Origin of the sequence: Bartonella sp. B1099, from assembly GCF_944801835.1 — a bacterium.
GTDB lineage: Bacteria > Pseudomonadota > Alphaproteobacteria > Rhizobiales > Rhizobiaceae > Bartonella.
The window spans coordinates 229,738-246,703 of the sequence record NZ_CALYLN010000002.1 but is presented as its reverse complement, the minus strand read 5'-3'; the positions used below and the strand labels follow the sequence as shown (position 1 = coordinate 246,703).

Below are 16,966 nucleotides of genomic sequence, written 5' to 3'. Positions count from 1 at the left end.
CTGTTATGGTTGAAGTTTAAGTATATATTAAAGATTAGGGGAAAAGACTTAATAAATATTTTGATCGTTAGACAATTTTCCAAATAAATTTGATCAACGCTATAAACGCTATAAGACAAATTAATATCAATGCTATAATCGCTACGATCCCTACAATTTCATCTAAATTTTGTATTATAGCAATAAAAATTAACACTCCTAAAAATGCTATTCCTAATACAGGATAAAATACAAAGGCTGCTGCCATAGCTGTATAGCATCCTGTTTGGAATTGGAGGGACAAGAGCTCATAAAATGCGCTGTCAATATTTTCATCTTTTAAACTTAGCTTTTCTTCTCTTGCACATGCACTTAGTATCAAAAAATACGATACAAATGCTACAAATATTGGTACAATTAATTTATCTTGTTGTTCGTTGTTTAATCCGAAGGGATCAAAACCCAATATCATCAAGCCAATTATAGCAAAGAGTGGTAAAAATAAAATTAGTGTAAATGTCTTTTTAATTCTGCATAAATCTGCTTTTTTGAAAAACCACATTTCTCCTCCCCTTTTTAGCAGTCCTCAATTGTATAATTGATTCGTTTAGATGAGGCAATTACGAGATTTTGGCTATAAAAGATACTAGATTTAGAGAAAAAATAAAAAAATATACAATATCGTGATTTTTTTGTTGACATGGGGTAAATAATGGTGTTTTATAACGCTGCTGTACTGGTCGAATTGCGTCCAAAATTACAGTAGATCGTTTTTTGTTAAACCCCTTTTATTAAATTGGCATGATTAATGAGAGCCCTGCGTTTGCGGGGTTTTTTGTTATCTGGAGAAAATATTGGATGACAACAGAAAATACAGAGGTGATTTCGCAGCCAAAAAGAATGCCACCGAAAGCAGGGCAAGGGCGTGTCAAAGGGGTACCGAATAAGAATACACGTCTTCTTAAAGAGGCAATTATTAAAGCAGCTGAATTGGCAGGCAATAAGTATGGCAAGGAAGGGTTGATCTCTTATTTGGAAAAGCAAGCACTCAAATGCCCTGCTGCTTATTTAGCGTTGCTTGGTAAGGTGTTGCCTTTGCAAGTGACGGGGGAGGATGGCGAAGCAATTAAAATGATAAGGCGTGTGGAAATAGCGCCTTTAACAATGAATGACGACAAGACAGATTAAGATTGTACCAAAGCTTATTCCACTTTTTGCAGGGGATGCTTTGGTAAGAGCGGCTTGGGGTGGACGAGGGTCTGGAAAGACAAGATCATTTGCCTTGATGGCGGCTTTAAAAGGCTATCAATTTGGTATGCAAGGAATATCAGGCACTATTCTGTGTGCGCGTCAGTTTCAAAATTCATTAGCAGAGAGTTCATTGGAGGAAATTAAGCGCGCTATTGAAGCCCATGATTTTTTAAAAGATTATTACAAAGTTGGGGAAGCTTCGATTAAGTCAAATGATGGTCGTATAGCTTTTCAGTTTTCTGGACTAGACCGCAATATTGCGAGTATCAAATCCATGGGGCGTATTTTGCTCTGTTGGGTTGATGAGGCAGAACCAGTCACAGAGACAGCTTGGCAGACGCTTATACCGACGTTGCGTGAAGAGGGTGAAGGTTGGAGAGCCGAGTTATGGGTGACATGGAATCCATTACGGGATAATGCACCAGTTGAAAGGCGTTTTCGCTTTTCAGACAATGAAGCCATTAAACGTGTAGAGATCAATTGGTCAGACAATCCGAAGTTTCCCAAGATCTTGAATAAAGCGCGACTTGATGACCTTAGAAACCGTCCAGAGACCTATAAGCATATATGGGAAGGGGCTTATCTTACAGCGGTTCAAGGGGCTTACTACCAAAAGGAGATGTTAGCAGCCGAGCAAGAGGGGCGGATAGGGCGTGTTGCCCGTGACCCTTTAATGCAGATACGCGCCTTTTGGGATATTGGGGGGACGGGCGCTAAGGCAGATGCCACAGCGATTTGGATAGCACAGTTTGTTGGCAGAGAGATTAGAGTGCTGGATTATTACGAGGCACAAGGGCAGCCGCTCTCAGAGCATATTGGTTGGTTGCGTCAAAATGGTTATGAGAAGGCATTGATGGTTTTACCCCATGATGGTGCGACCAGAGACCGTGTGCATAATGTGAGTTTTGAGAGTGCTTTAAACGATGCGGGTTTTGAAACGCAGGTCATTCCTAATCAAGGGGCAGGTGCGGTCAAAATGCGGATAGAGGCAGTGCGCCGTATCTTGCCCTCTGTTTGGTTTAATGAAGAGACAACAGTAGCGGGTCGTAAGGCACTCAGTTGGTATCATGAAAAATGGGATGAGAAGCGGGGCATTGGTTTGGGGGCAGAGCATGATTGGTCCAGTCATGGTGCGGATGCCTTTGGTCTTATGTGCATTGTTTATGAAGCACCACTTATTAAACCGCAACAAGAACGTTATCGCACTATGGAAAGAGAAGCGGCATCATGGATGGCATTCTAAGTCATAACTATAAAAAAACGACATGTTTTGATGAATATGAACTCTATAGGCGCTTAAAATCTTGGTATAAGGAAGATATTGAACACGTTAATGAATGGCGTGAACAGGCGCGTGAAGATTTTGATTTTTATAATGGTCGTCAATGGGCAGAGGAAGATCTTGCGGTTTTAAAGGCGCAGCGGCGCCCCGTCATGACCTTTAATCGCATTGCACCCCTTGTTAATGCAATTGTTGGGGCAGAGCGTAACAACAAGCGTGAAGTGCAGTTTCAACCACGGCAAGTGGGAGCAGCCATATCTAATGAATTGCTAACCGGAGCAGCAGAATGGTTTCGTGATGAGGCAGAGGCGGAATATGCCGATTCCGATGCTTTTCAGGATATGATCATTTGTGGCATGGGCTGGACAGATACCAGACTTGATTATGAAACAGATCCTGAAGGAACTCCCGCTGTCCAGCGTTTAGATCCGTTGAAAATGGTATGGGATGCGAATGCCGTAAGACCCAATCTCATTGATGCACAGCGTATGTGGTATGTTGACCGTAAAACCATTGAGGATGCTAAAAGTCTTTTTCCTGATGTGGCAGTTGAAGATCTTCATGCCGATTGGGCAATTGATGATACAACTGCTTGTGAGGAGTATCGTGCATCACTTGATGCCTATCATGAGGATTCCAATACTGCATCATCATCAGAGTCATTTACTGGAAAACGCTATGTTACACTTGTTGAATGCCGTTGGTTTGAATACGAAGCTTATTTCAAGGCGCCTGATCTTCAAACAGGACAGATGCGCAATTATAGCAAACAAGAGTTCGGACAGCTTCAAAGGATAATACCACAACTACAAGGGGTGTGTTTTAATAAAAAAGTGGTAAGACGCGCTTTTTTGGGACGGCGTCTTTTAGCAAAGCCTGATAAACCATTAGCGCCTGATGGGCAGCTTGGCTGGGAATGTATTACAGGCACGTTGGATAAACTGAAGAACCAGTTTTACGGAATTGTTCGCCCCGCAAAAGATCCGCAAAAATGGTCGAATAAATATTTTAGTCAGGTTATGTATATTCTGAATAGTCAAGCCAAAGGGGGCTTGATGGCAGAACGAGGCGCGTTTGATGATGAGCGCCAAGCACTCGAAAATTGGGCACGAACCGATACCATTACTTGGGTTAAAAACGGGGCGCTTACAGGAGGAAAAATCCAGCCAAAGCCAAGTGCACAATTCCCTAGCGGCTTCTTTCAGTTGTTTAATGAATCGCGTGAAGCGATAACGCATGTAACAGGATTATCGGCAGAGTTTATCGGCACAAGAGAGGTTAATCAAGCAAATGTGTTGGAAAATACACGCAGGCAATCAACGCTTAATTTGCTTGCGGGACTGTTTGATAATCTGAAACTTTATCGCTGTCGACAGGGAAAGATTATCCTTTATCTTATTCAAAACTATCTTTCCGATGGGCGTTTGGTACGTATTTCTGGACCAGAAAATGCGCAGTATGTGCCCTTAACACGTGAAGCTGTAACGACGCTTGAATACGACATTATTGTTGATGATTCACCAACAAGCCCCAATGAAAAAGAGAGAACTTTTGCAGCAATTACGCAGATGTTGCCGTTGCTTGGTGGTTTCTTAACACCAGAGATGATTCCAGATCTTTTAAAGCTTTCGCCATTACCAGCAACATTGGTGGCAAATTTAACGGCAAAAGCACAGCAAGCGCAACAAGAACAACAGCAACAGCAGATGATGCAACAAAGCCAAGGAGCACAATTAACGCCAGAACAACAAGCAAAGATTGCAGCTTTACAACAGGAGTGCCAAGCAAAGGGAACACTTTATCAACTCGATGCACAGCAGAAACAAGCAGCGTTGCAGCAGAAAAATATTGAGCTTTTCTTGAAACAAGAACAAGCGCGCATGCAGCTCGAACTTCAACGGGCAAAAAACGAGATAGAGCAGCGTGACCTAGAGCGAAAAGCGTATCGAGCGCAGTTGGAACAGTATCGAGCAACAACCGAAAGAGCGCGAATCTATTAAAGGAGCAAAAGAGAATATGGAAGAAGAGTTTACACCTGAAGAGCAAGCAATCTATGATGAACATTTTACTAGTGATCATTCTGTTGAGTTGGTTGAGCCAGAGCAAGTTGAAGAGGGGTTTGAAGGAGAGGAAAGTTCTGAAAAGCCATTAGCAGAACCACCTCAACAGCAGCCAAGTGATGATAAACTAGAGCAAGAACGACAAGCACGCCAAAAGGCAGAGAAAAATGCCATAGAAGCGCGTGAACTTGCCATTGAGTTTGCGCAAAAATATGCAGCAATGCAAGAAGAGGCGGCAAGACACCGTGATGAAAATGTCCCCACTCTAGAAGATGATCCAAAAGCACATGTGGCATGGCTTAGTCATAAGGTACAGGAACAACAGAAATTGCTTGATGAGTTTTCTCTGATGAGAGAAAGCCAAGAACGTGTGAGGCAAGAAGAATATGAACGCCAGCAATTAGGGGATTATTTTGAACAAGCCAAAGCGCAGGTGCAAGATAAATATCCAGATTTAGATAGTATCACCGATTATCTCTATAAAATAGCAGACAATACTCTACAGGCACAAGCAGGTCTTTATCCGCAATGGAACGACCCTATGGCACGCCAACAACAAATTGGTGTTGAACTGCGTCAAATATGTCAGCAATGTCAAAAAGCCGGCATAAACCCAATCGAGGTGCTTGTGCAAAAAGCAAAGGCTTTTGGCTATAGTGGAGCACCAATGAAGGATGAAGTAGGGGGAAAGGACGAAGTAGGAGCCCTTCAAGAGCGCTCTCAAGCAGCACGCACACTTACAGCGCGCGGCGGACAAGTTCCAACAGGCGGTATGGATGTGAGAACGCTCTTTTCCATGCCAGAAGCCGAATTTGCTGTATGGGTTGAGAAAAATCCTGAAAAATTTGAACAAATTATGAGCAGAGCGTGAAGATGTGCGCGGTGGCGCGACAGAGAGAATCCAAGTGATTGTTATCGTTTGGAGGTGCCGCAAGGCGAGTTTTAAAAACCAAGAAAGGCATTGATTGAAATGGCAGTAACAGAAGTAAAGCTCAATGACCCATTAGCCGTTGGCATTTGGGCTAAGATGCTAAACACAGAAACCTCAAAGGCGTTGCCCATTGCACCGCTGATGGGAAAAGGCAAAAACAGCATTATTCAAGTATTGGATATGTTAGGAAAATCCGCTGGTGACTCTGTGACGAGCGGATTACGAGTTCAACTTATGGGGGATGGCGTTAGCGAGGGACAAACGCTGGAAGGCAATGAAGAAGCACTCCAATTTATGAATGAAACGGTGCGCATCAATGAGCTTTCTCATGCTGTCCGCGTAAAATATGAAGGAACTATTGATCAACAACGTGTTTTATTTAATTTACGAACAGAAGCAAAGGATGGGCTTGTTGATTGGTATGCAGACCGTTTAAGTTTGATGTTCTTCATTCAAGCAGCAGGTTATACAGCACCATGGATTCATTTTGAAGGACGTACCATAACCCTTAAACCGGTGCATTATGGTTTTAATGCACCATTAGAGCCAAGCAAATTGCGTATTATTCGTCCAAGCAAGAAAAAAACGGATGAAGAGCTTACAAAAGAGGATGTTTTTACATTAGATCTTATAGATCAAGCTGTTGAACGTGCTAAATTGGCAAATCCACGCTTGCGTCCGGTTCGTGTTGATGGAAAATCCGCTTATGTAATGTATCTCCACCCAACACAGGTTACCCAATTGCGTACCAATACAAAGAGCGGGCAATGGTTAGACATTACCAAAGCAGCTTACGATGGCACGCGATCTCAAAACCCAATTTTTGATGGCTCTCTGGGTATGTATAACGGTGTCATCTTGCGTGAAGCAGAGCATGTACCAAATGGTATCAATTCAAAGACAGGGGAACCTGTAACATCTGTTCGTCGTGCCGTGTTGCTTGGAGCGCAAAGCGTGATTATGGCTTATGGGCGCGTTGGCAATGGAGCAACAGGAGGTGATGGGAAAGGCGGTACACGTTATAAACTTGTTGAAGAACTGTTTGATTATCAACGTGAATTTGGTTTGGCTGCAAAGACCATTATCGGCATGAAAAAATCACGCTATACCTTGCCCCATTCTGATCAAGGGGGACAAGACTTTGGCACGATTGTTATCCCTTCTTTTGCTGAAGCAAGCTAACAATTTTAACTTCATGAAAGGATGATAATGATGGCAGAAAATCCTACTACAACGGAAACTGATGAAAGCGTGGAAAGCGTTGCCATGATAGATGAGGGATTGCCACCTGTTTTACAAGGACGCAACAATTGTACGCAGCAGGTTAGTTTTTTACGCTCGCGTGTTAAATGTACAGACCAAGGGTTGATAACGAAAATTGGTGTTCTCCCTCGAGGAGCGTTTATCAAAAGCATTAAAGTTTATACCATAACAGACTTTGAAGACGTAAAAGCCACATTTGGAAAAGAGCCTCATGGTGATGATTATGGAGATATAAATCTTTTGCAAAGTGTCAATGGCGATATGTACATAGCCATGGAAGAACGAGATGTTCCATTAGAAGCTGAAAAAACGATTTATATGACACGAGACAAGAAAAGCACCAAAGGTGAGGCTGAAGTGATTGTTGAGTTTTATACCAATCGTTAAAGGCGTAAATTTAAACGCATAAGGGGACGTTTGTTCTTTGCACGCCCCCTCATGTTTGGAAGAAAGTAATATGACAATAATAGTACAGACAGGTGGTCCGATTGGCGACAAACAGACCATTGTTCCTCATGATAAAAATTTCATTCAGATGGTGAATGATATCCAAGATGAAATAGATGATCAAACAGATGAATATGTTGATCAAGTTCAAAAGGCAATTTTTTCAGCTATTCGGTTTTGTGAACGATTGCCTTTTTATTTTAATGAAAGTCGCGAAGTTGTTTTGACTACTCTGAAGGGGAAAAGCCGTTATGGAGCCGTGGAAAATCCAGTTATTTCGGCTGCTGTTCGCATTGTTGATGCTTACATTTATGAGGATAATCACAGCAAATCGAAACTTTTGCATACAGATCCACTCGTGATTGAGAACCTTGAGAATGATTGTAACCATGGCATGCCTACGCGATACAGTTATTTTGAACAAAAGCTTATTTTGTATCCAACTCCAGACCGTATCTATTCTATCAGGCTTATTCTTGATCCTATCAGAATAAAAGATATTGAGAGTGTACAAGAAGCTTCAATATGGTTTTTGGAAGCCTATGAACTGATTAAAACACGTGCAAAATATGAAATTTATACCAATATTATTAAAGAACCACAGATGGCAGCGGCAGCTTTTGCTATGTTTCAAGAGCAACTCGATGCTCTTCAAATTGAGACCTCACGGTGCAAGAATTTATTGAAAATTCAACATACGGATTTCTGATGACTTTTATTCCTATTGCTGAATTTAGACCAGATGTTGCATTTATTAATACGGGTTATTCTCGTGAGATTGTCAACGTTTTGCCTGCACCCAATTCCTATATTCCAGTTCCCAAAGTTGCACCGGTTTCAGAATCTTTTCCGGATGTTATTTTAGGGGTCTATGCAGTACGCTCATTGAGTGGTGTGCGTATCATTGTAGGAACATCAACAAAGCTTTACGAATATGATAACAGCACACGCGGCTGGAAAGATGTGAGCAAGTTTGGCGAACCCTATCATGCTAATGAAACAGCCCCTTGGTCTTTTGCTGTCTTTGGTGATTACATCATTGCTGTTAATAACAATGATACGCCGCAAATACTGGCATTAAAAACAGCAGATAGATTTGATGATTTAGGAGGCAATCCCCCGCGTGCTGGACTTGTTCGTATTTGGGGAGATTTTGTCTGTTTGATGAAATTAACAGATAAGCCAAATCGTGTTCACTGGTCCGGTCTTAATGATGCAACACATTGGAAGGTTGGTGAGAAAAGTTGCGATTATCAAGATTTTCCCGATGGTGAGTTTGTTCAAGGGTCTACACAAGCAACCAATCCGCTGATTTTTATGCGTTCTGCCATTTATCATGCAACCTTTGTTCCAGGGTCTAAAATAATATTTAGTTTTGTAAAAATAAAAGACAAAATAGGAGCAAAAAGCAGCAGCGCAATTGCAAGTCGTGGTGACTATACTTTTTTTGTTTCTGATGATGGTTTTTATCAAATCAACAATGCAGGTGAGATGTTACCTATTGGTTTTGGCAAAGTCGATAAAACTATCTTTACGCTTTACAATAACTTTGCCATTGATGAGATGAAAGCTTGTATTGATCCAGTCTATTCGCGTGTTTATTTTTCTATAAATGACGATATTATGGGGATGAATATCTATGTTTATGATTGGCTCTTGCAAATATGGAGCGTCATTAAAGGCGAGACACTTCTCTTATTTCCCCTCTTTGCGGCAGGTTATACATTAGAAGGCTTAGACGAAGTACAAGCATGCTTGAAAGATTTACACGCTTCTCTTGATAGTAAAATGTGGCAAAATGGGGCGCCAATGTTGGGAGCGTTTACTCCAGACAATAGGTTTGGTTTTTTTGCTGGTCCTCCTATGGAAGCTGTCATTGCTTCACAAACTGTAGGCGATACAGGCAGACAGATTAATCTTATGAGTGAGGCTTTTGTTCAAGCAGATACGACAAATGGTTTTTTAAGCGTTGGAGCTGCTTTTATCATTGATGATAGAAATCAATTAAATTGGGCAAAAGAACGTTACGCTGGCTATAGCAGCGGGATGTACAATATTCGCTCACGCGCTCGTTATCATGCTTTGCGACTGAGAATACCAGAAAGCACACCATGGACTCATATAACAGGCTTTGATGTGACACTAAAACCTGCAGGTATAAGATGAATTTTAGAATTTATAACACGCAACAATGGAGTGCTGAACAAATGGCGCCCTATTTGGATAAGGTTATAAAATCAATATCTTATTTTCAGAAAAAATTCCCCGATGATTATAATACGCAGAGCATTTTAAACGATATTTTGAAAGGAGATAAGCTTCTCTGGATTATCGTGGATGAGAATGAAAACTTTATGGCACATGTTACAACAGAGTTACAGAAACTTGTCACTGGAGTTTTACGGGCGGTTATTGTCACGCTTGGGGGAAAAGGAGGAGCGCCCCTAACGAAGCTTATTCCCCAAATTGAAGCCTATTACAAAGAAAAAGGGGCGAAAGAACTTATCATTATCGGTCGGCGTGGGTGGGAAAAGTCCCTTAAATCGCATGGCTATTTCGTGAATCTTTTAGAATATAGAAAGCAGCTTTAACATGGGAAAAAGTTCAAAACCAATTCAGACGACGCAAAATACCACGCAAACAAATGCACCACCTGAATGGGCAAAGGGTATCTTTGAACGTGCAGCTCAAGATGCCATGAAGTTTTATAATCAAGGCAGCGGAAAAGCCGTTTATGATGGTGAACGTGTTGCAGGTTTAAGTGATCAAACAAAAAATGCGATTAATGGGCTTAACAACGTTGCTTCTCATTATCAGAACAGTACTTTAAATGGATTAGCTACAGGGCAAAATTCAACCAGCCAAAATTTAAAAAACATGGCTTCTGGTCACGAGATAGGCAATAATCCTTACTTTAACGAAGCGCTGCAAAATGCATTAAATAAAGCGACGAACACAATTAATAGTTCATTGGCGGGTGCAGGGCGTTATGGTTCTGGTGCGCACACGGGTGTTTTGGCAGATGAGTTAGGTGGTATAGCAACAGGGGCGTTGTCACAGCAATATAACCAAGACGTCAATAATATGATGAATGCCAATAGTCTTATTGATCAAGCCAATCAAAATCAGTTGGCTGGTGCTAATAACTTTTTTCAAGGTCAAAGTCAGGCAAATATCAATGCATTGGCAGGCAGCGGTTTGCTTGATGCCAATCATCAACAACAATTAGACGAACAGCGACAAAAATGGGAACAGCAGAATAATCTTGATTGGGACCAGTTAAGTAAGCTGCTTGCAGCTGGTACGGCTTCTGCTGGAAATTACGGAATGCAAACGGGACAACAGACCCTGTTTACTCCGCAACCAAAACCTAATCCATGGCAAATTATTGGGAATGTTGGAACTATTCTTGGTACTTTTGCTGGACTTAGCGACATCAGAGCGAAAGAAAACATCACAGATGCTGGACAGAAAAATGGCTATAAACTCTATGAATACAACTATAAGGGGTATCCAGAGCGCTATCGCGGGGTGATGGCACAAGACGTTTTGAAGTTAAAGCCCGAAGCCGTTTTTTTACATAATACCACAGGCTTTTTGCATGTTGATTATGGCAAGCTTGGATTTGAAATGGAAAGGGTGCAGTGATGGAACAGAACAGCTTTAATACTTTATCACTATTTACGAATCCAAAAGTTTTGCGCCCTTTAATATATCAGGGTCTTCTTCAGTTACCTAAATATCTTTTTCAAAAACATTCTACGCCCCAAACTACGCCATTTGAAGGACGATACAAGCCTAGTTTTTTAGAACGTGCTGCTTTTAGTACAAACCCTTTTGATGCTAGAGATGAGTCTAATAATCCAGAAAAAGTCGATTTTAGTGGGCTTATTCGTGGCTCTCAAACAGGAGGAGAAGTTGGAAAAAAAACGCCAGCAGAATTGATTATGTCTACGGATGATTTAAAAAACCAAATGCCTCCCTTGCCGGATTATTCAAATTATTTTGTCAAAGCAAAAGAGGCTGTAGAGCAAGACAAGCATGGCATTTCAGAGCAAAAAGTCGTTGAAACATTGCCTTCTCAATCTTCCTTTGGTGCGAACATAGATAAATCTGATGGGAATGAGGCAGGGCGACAGCAAAAAGAGGCGATGGATTATCTTGCTCAATTTAATGGGAAATCTATGGCAGAAAAACCTTTGAAAAACGATTCAGAAAATGATGAAAAAAGTTTTTTTGAGGCACCAATACGAGAAGAAAAACATTTGAATGCACACTTGCCGGAAGAAAAACATTTAAAATCCGATGATCTTTCTAATCAGGCAACAGATTATGTAAACGCCGTTGGAAATTTTATCCATAAAGACGCAAATCCAAGCAGCTTATGGGAGCGTTTTAGAAAATCAGAATTCTCCGAACATCTCATGGATTTTTTTGCAGGGTTGGCTTCTGGAAAAACACCGCAAGAAAGCTTTTCAAATGCAGCGATCATTATGCGGCAAGGCAATAATGTACGTGCACAAAATAGACCAATTTTTGAATTTTTACGCTCAAAGGGGTATAACGATAAAGATGCGCAAGCAATTATACAATACCCTGATCTTGCCATGAAAATTATTGGCAGTACATTAAGCCCTCAGACAGGTTCTAGTCAGCAAACTTTAGATTTCTTGCGTTCAAAAGGATATAGTGATGAAGACGCAAAAGCAGTTGCGCAATATCCAGATTTAGCTCAGAAGGTCATAGGGAGCACGTTAAGTCCTCAAGAAGGTTATAGAACACTTACAGCAGAAGAAAAGGCAGAACAGGGATTGCCAGAGGATATGGCTTTCCAAGTTTCAACAAGCACAGGGAAAATTATACCTATACAAGGGGGACAACGTTCCACTGCTTCTGGACTAGGAGGGGATATGAGTAGCATGCTGTCAAAGCCTGAAGCTGGCTATATGCTTGTTAAAGATGAAAATGCAGCCGGTGGTGTACGTGCGATGCCAATTACAGGCAGTGGTGCAGAACATAAATTAATCCAAGAGCAGCGCGAACAGGAAATTAAAGACCAGCAAAGACAATTGAAAATTACGGACCAGCTTACCAGAGCAAATCTGGCAATCTCATCGGCAGAGAAATTAAGAAAAATAATTGATGAAAGTCCACACACTGTTGGTAAGATTGGTTATTGGTTAGCAAAAATTCCTGGAACAGAGCCTGCACAATTTGGGCATATGCTCGATTCATTGAAGGCAAATATCGGTCTTGACGCTTTAAGAAAAGCAAAAGCATTTTCACCAAATGGCGCATCTGGCTTTGGGAATTTGTCTAATATGGAATTGCAAGCATTGCAAAATTCTGTAGCAGCACTCAATCAAGATCTTTCATCAGAGCAAATGAAAGAGTCTTTAACAACAGTTATTGAGACTTTTAATAAATCTAATGCAGCAACGCGGGCAATCCTTTTTGGTGGTGCAGAGGCAACAAGCGAACTCGTTCGCGCTGCTTATGGGGAAGATGCTTATAAGGGGAATAAGGGAAATCATGCACAGTCAAATGATTCACTAGAAAAACAGATAGAAGCATTGCCGGAAGGCATATTGTTTATAGATCGAGATGGACGCATTAAGGAAAAAACCAATGGCTGAATTAATACCCCCTCTCATTCATAGAAAAAATACAAGAGTCATAGGGCATGTGAGTGATTATACACCAGAACAACTGCAAGAGCTTTTCTCGAAGAATAAAGAAAGGCTAAAGGGTTATTTTGCAGAAAATAATGCGATCACAGAAGAAGATGATCCACATCCAAGTACGGCTGGTGCTTTTGGCTGGGGAGCGCTTCACGGGTTAACCCTAGGCTATGATGATGAAATAGCTGGAGTATTCGCTTCGGGACCTCTGGGACCTATTAATTATTGGATGGGAGATGAAGAAGCAGTCAAAAAATATAATGAAGTAACAAAGCGATGGCGAAATTATCAAAGAGCGGCAAACCGAGATCATTTTTATGCATCTCTTGCGGGGAATTTAACGGGTGCTGCGGCACCCATAATTGCTTCTGCGCTATTTCCTCCTGCGGGAGGGGCTGCTGCTGCGACGGCGTCGGCTCGTGCAGCAATTGGGGCTGATGTTGTCTTGGGGAGCAGAGCAGGTCTGGCAGGAGCACAAATAACCAGTAAAGCTTTAGCGGCAGGAGAAAGGGCGGTGCAATCTGCTTTGGCTGAGGGTGCAGAGCGGGCAGCGGCAAAAGCGGCAGGTGAAGCAGCAATGAAAGCCGCTGCAAGCAAAGAGGCGGCAAAATTTAGCTTGGGGCGCGCAGCAAAAACCGGAGCCATTTATGGGGGGATAGCGGGTAGTGGTGAGGGGGAGGGGGTAGAGGATACTGTAGCAACCACACTGTTTGGTGCAGGGCTAGGTGGTGCAACGCCATTTGTTGCCAGTGGGTTATCCAAAGTAACACCTTTTATGACAAAATCACTTAAAGCAGCATTGAGAGGACCTATAAGTCCAGCTGAAATGGCGGCAAAAGCAGCGCAAATGCCAGAAAAAGAGGCATTTCAAATAAGCGATAGAGCGCTTAGAGATGTAAGTCGTACTTTAGGCGATGAAGGGGTTGATAAGCTTGAGAGAGCATTAAAACAGCGTGGTCCTGATTCAATGATTATTGATCTTCATGATGGGCTTGCTGCAAGAGCTTTTAGGGCGGCAAAAAAAGATCCTGATACCTATTCACTCATAAGTAATCGTTTGAATGAAAGACAATATGCCAGTGATAAGCGAGTAAGTGATGCCTTGACAGAGGTTTTGGGTCCAAAGGTCGATACGCTCAATTTAAAAGAAGAAATTATTAAGCAAGCACAGAAAAAGGCTGAACCATTTTATGAGAGGGCGAAAGCTTCTCCCATTTCAAATGCTGTTCGTGAAGATTTATCGCGCTTGCAAGAAACCCCCGCATTCCAAAAAGCATACAAAAAAGCAATTGCACAAATGCCAAATGAAGTGGATGCAACCGTTATAGGAAGCAACGGATATCCAAAGCTGAATATGCGGATTTTACATAAAATGAAAGAGGTTTTGGATGATCAAATTAACGCTGCTCGTATCAAAGGAAAACGAGGGTATGCTCGAGATTTGACTCTGTTCAAACAACGCATTCTGGACATTTTGGATACGTCATCTCCAGATTATGCGAAGGCACGGAAAATTTATTATGATGAGCGTACTATCGGTGATGCTTTGGAGCGAGGGAAGCAAGCACTGAAGAAGAGTGTTGATCTTGATACAATCAACAGCCAACTTTCAGATTTTGGGGTAATGGAAAAAGAGGCTTTTCAAAAGGGTGTGCGATCACAAATAGAAACTGCGGCAGGCAATGCACAGAATTTTGAACATAATCTTTTGAGTTTGTTTGACACAAAAAATGGTCAAGAAAAATTGCGGCAGAGTTATGGTGAGGATAAAGCAAAACAACTTATGAAAGTGTTGCGACCAGAAGTGGACAGAACAAAGCTTTTTGCACGATTGCCAAACCATATGGGTGAAGTCGAAGAAAAGGCAGCAGAACAAGCTGTGAGTGGAGGAAAGTTTCACCTCATCAAGGCGGTTATAAAAACTTTAGCAGGAAAATGGGGACGTAGAATCTTAGAAGTACGTAGAGGTACTGAGAGAGATATTGCGGCTCTCATAACAGCACGAGAAAAAGGAGATTTTGGGTTGGCAAGAGAAAAAGCCGTTGAATTAATTAAGGCGTTTCACGAAGCAGAAAAGAAACGCTTAATCACCAAAGAAGATCACACAAAATTCATCAATTTTCTTGGCATTCTTTTGAATAGTAGTGCTGATAGAACGGTTATAAACTAATGATCAATTTTCATCCCAATGTAAAGCATGCCATCTCACAGGCAGCACAAAAATATGGTTTGCCAGAAAGCTTTCTTGAACGGGTAGCCATGATAGAAAGTAATGGCAATCCAAATGCAAAAAACAGCAAAAGCAGTGCAGGGGGGCTGTATCAATTTCTCGATTCAACAGCAAAGCAATATCAACTCAATGATAAGTTTGATCCCTTTCAAGCAACTGATGCTATGGCACGATTGACCAAGGACAATACACGTTATTTAGCTACAGCATTAGGCAGAGAACCATCAGAGGCAGAGCTTTATCTTGCACATCAACAAGGACCCGCAGGGGCTGTAAAGCTTATCAAAAATCCAAATATGCCAGCAAGCCAGCTTTTAGGGCGTCAAGCAGTTGTCCTTAACGGAGGAAATCTGGAAGCAACCGCAGGGGATTTTATGAATCATATTTATGGGCTTTACAACAACACGCAAGATGCTTCGAATGGTATGACACAACAAAGCTGGGGCAATAGGCAGAGCAGAGCAAATGAAGAGGTTCCATTGCATGGTGTTGAGAGATTTCAAAGGGCGATTCAAGGTGTTCAAGCGAGAGAACCATTGATGGCGTATAATACGCCATTGCATGAAAATACACCATTGCAGGGGCAAGGCATTGACGCTGGTACTCTTAAAAAGGGTGTGATGAATTTGGTTGATTTGATCAGGCGTAATGCAGATGCACAAGATAAACAAACACAAATGGCACATCAACAAATGATGCAGCAACCAATGATGGCGGGGTTTTCACAATCAAGTGCACATCCGATAGACTTAACTCCCTTAATTGATCCGTCAAGAAGAAATCCTGTTCACTCATATGGACAGCAAAAAAAGCAACAATTACGAGAAGAGTTATTAAGAAGAACGGGGGTTTATAATGTCTGATATTTATGATTGGTCGTTGATGGCTGATAAAAATGCCCATTCTGATAGCATGATTAATTGGGCAGAAGGACAACCACCCAGTTCTGTCAATGATAGTGCGCGGGTTATGATGCAGCGTGTACGTGAATATCTTGCAGATAATGGTGGTTCTCTTGATGCAAACTTTATGGTGAATGGACAAGACAAAACAACAGCCATAACGTTAACGACGGTTTCACCTATAGCAAAATATAAAAATGATATCATTCTACGTTTTAAGGCGCGTGGTGTGAACGTGGGACCTACAACAATAAATGTTAATAATATAGGAGCAAAGCCACTCTATAAAGCTACCAATATGGGGATAATACCATTGGAAGGTAGTGAGTTACAAACAGGTGGTATTTATGAAATAGTCTATAATGATGGCGTATCAACAAAAGGACACGATGGCTGGTATCTCTTAAATCCCACACCACTTCCACCTCCAAAGGTCGAAACCTTTCCTTGCGGGTTTATTGCCACCTTTGCGATGCCAGAATTGCCAAATGGTTGGCTTTTGTGTGATGGAGCAACCTATCAACGCAAGGAGTATCCGCAATTATTCAAGGCAATAGGCGTTCGATGGGGAAAAGAGAGCGATACAACCTTTAAAGTTCCAGATTTTAGAGGAATGTTTTTGCGCGGCTTTGATGATGGGCGTGGTTTAGACAGAGGTAGACAATTTGCTGATATGCAGCAAGATTGCCTCAAATCGCATACACATGTTGCCACCATTGAAGAAGCAGGGCAGCATACACACGAGTTTCGGTATGATGGAGTTGGATGGAGTGCCAATGATATAGGTAGAAGAAATCCCTCTTATCATTATGCAGTCATCGGGGGGACAACAGAACCTGCTGGTGTGCATACGCACAAGGTAACCATATCTTCAACAGGTGAGGCAGAAACACGCCCCGTTAATGCTACCGTGGTATATGCCATAAAATCGTGAGGTTTT

15 protein-coding genes are annotated in these 16,966 nt (G+C 41.8%); 14 read left to right on the top strand and 1 reads right to left on the bottom strand.

Annotated features, from left to right (window positions below):
• Positions 1-67: 67 nt before the first annotated feature.
• Positions 68-541 carry a hypothetical protein gene (locus tag NNJ73_RS07460; protein ID WP_254493519.1) on the bottom strand — a complete coding sequence of 158 codons (474 nt, stop codon included), beginning with the start codon at positions 539-541 and terminating at the stop codon, positions 68-70.
• A gap of 296 nt (positions 542-837) precedes the next feature.
• Here NNJ73_RS07460 and NNJ73_RS07455 point away from each other — a divergent pair, with 296 nt between their 5' ends.
• The 14 genes from NNJ73_RS07455 (at position 838) to NNJ73_RS07390 (ending at position 16,960) form a co-directional block, all read left to right on the top strand.
• A complete protein-coding gene (locus tag NNJ73_RS07455) occupies positions 838-1,167 on the top strand; it encodes a hypothetical protein (protein ID WP_254493518.1) in 330 nt (109 codons plus the stop codon).
• Positions 1,148-2,473 carry a PBSX family phage terminase large subunit gene (locus NNJ73_RS07450; RefSeq protein WP_254493517.1) on the top strand — a complete coding sequence of 442 codons (1,326 nt, stop codon included), beginning with the start codon at positions 1,148-1,150 and terminating at the stop codon, positions 2,471-2,473. Before NNJ73_RS07455 ends, NNJ73_RS07450 begins: the two co-directional genes overlap by 20 nt.
• Positions 2,458-4,512, top strand: a complete 2,055-nt coding sequence (locus NNJ73_RS07445) for a portal protein (RefSeq protein WP_254493516.1) — start codon at positions 2,458-2,460, stop codon at positions 4,510-4,512. Before NNJ73_RS07450 ends, NNJ73_RS07445 begins: the two co-directional genes overlap by 16 nt.
• A 16-nt stretch (positions 4,513-4,528) precedes the next feature.
• Entirely contained in the window at positions 4,529-5,443 is a 915-nt protein-coding gene (locus NNJ73_RS07440; protein ID WP_254493515.1) for a hypothetical protein, read from the top strand.
• A 99-nt stretch (positions 5,444-5,542) separates the two neighbouring features.
• Complete coding sequence (locus NNJ73_RS07435; RefSeq protein WP_254493514.1) at positions 5,543-6,685, top strand: N4-gp56 family major capsid protein; 1,143 nt, start codon at positions 5,543-5,545, stop codon at positions 6,683-6,685.
• A 30-nt stretch (positions 6,686-6,715) separates the two neighbouring features.
• The gene (locus NNJ73_RS07430) at positions 6,716-7,153 is read left to right on the top strand and encodes a hypothetical protein (protein ID WP_254493513.1); all 438 of its coding nucleotides are present in this window, start codon (positions 6,716-6,718) and stop codon (positions 7,151-7,153) included.
• 70 nt (positions 7,154-7,223) lie between these two features.
• A complete protein-coding gene (locus NNJ73_RS07425) occupies positions 7,224-7,922 on the top strand; it encodes a hypothetical protein (RefSeq protein WP_254493512.1) in 699 nt (232 codons plus the stop codon).
• Positions 7,922-9,379, top strand: a complete 1,458-nt coding sequence (locus NNJ73_RS07420) for a hypothetical protein (protein ID WP_254493511.1) — start codon at positions 7,922-7,924, stop codon at positions 9,377-9,379. Before NNJ73_RS07425 ends, NNJ73_RS07420 begins: the two co-directional genes overlap by 1 nt.
• 41 nt (positions 9,380-9,420) lie before the next feature.
• Positions 9,421-9,804, top strand: coding sequence for a hypothetical protein (locus NNJ73_RS07415; protein WP_371923261.1), 384 nt, complete (start codon positions 9,421-9,423; stop codon positions 9,802-9,804).
• Position 9,805: 1 nt separating this feature from the next.
• Positions 9,806-10,861, top strand: a complete 1,056-nt coding sequence (locus NNJ73_RS07410; RefSeq protein WP_254493509.1) for a tail fiber domain-containing protein — start codon at positions 9,806-9,808, stop codon at positions 10,859-10,861.
• Complete coding sequence (locus tag NNJ73_RS07405) at positions 10,861-12,849, top strand: hypothetical protein (protein ID WP_254472896.1); 1,989 nt, start codon at positions 10,861-10,863, stop codon at positions 12,847-12,849. Before NNJ73_RS07410 ends, NNJ73_RS07405 begins: the two co-directional genes overlap by 1 nt.
• Positions 12,842-15,064: a hypothetical protein gene (locus NNJ73_RS07400; RefSeq protein WP_254493508.1), complete on the top strand. Its 2,223-nt coding sequence runs from the start codon at positions 12,842-12,844 to the stop codon at positions 15,062-15,064. The genes NNJ73_RS07405 and NNJ73_RS07400 overlap by 8 nt, the downstream gene beginning before the upstream one ends.
• Positions 15,064-15,987 (top strand): transglycosylase SLT domain-containing protein, encoded by a 924-nt coding sequence (locus NNJ73_RS07395; RefSeq protein WP_254493507.1) that lies wholly within the window; start codon positions 15,064-15,066, stop codon positions 15,985-15,987. The genes NNJ73_RS07400 and NNJ73_RS07395 overlap by 1 nt, the downstream gene beginning before the upstream one ends.
• Positions 15,980-16,960 (top strand): phage tail protein, encoded by a 981-nt coding sequence (locus tag NNJ73_RS07390; RefSeq protein WP_254493506.1) that lies wholly within the window; start codon positions 15,980-15,982, stop codon positions 16,958-16,960. The genes NNJ73_RS07395 and NNJ73_RS07390 overlap by 8 nt, the downstream gene beginning before the upstream one ends.
• Positions 16,961-16,966 lie beyond the last annotated feature (6 nt).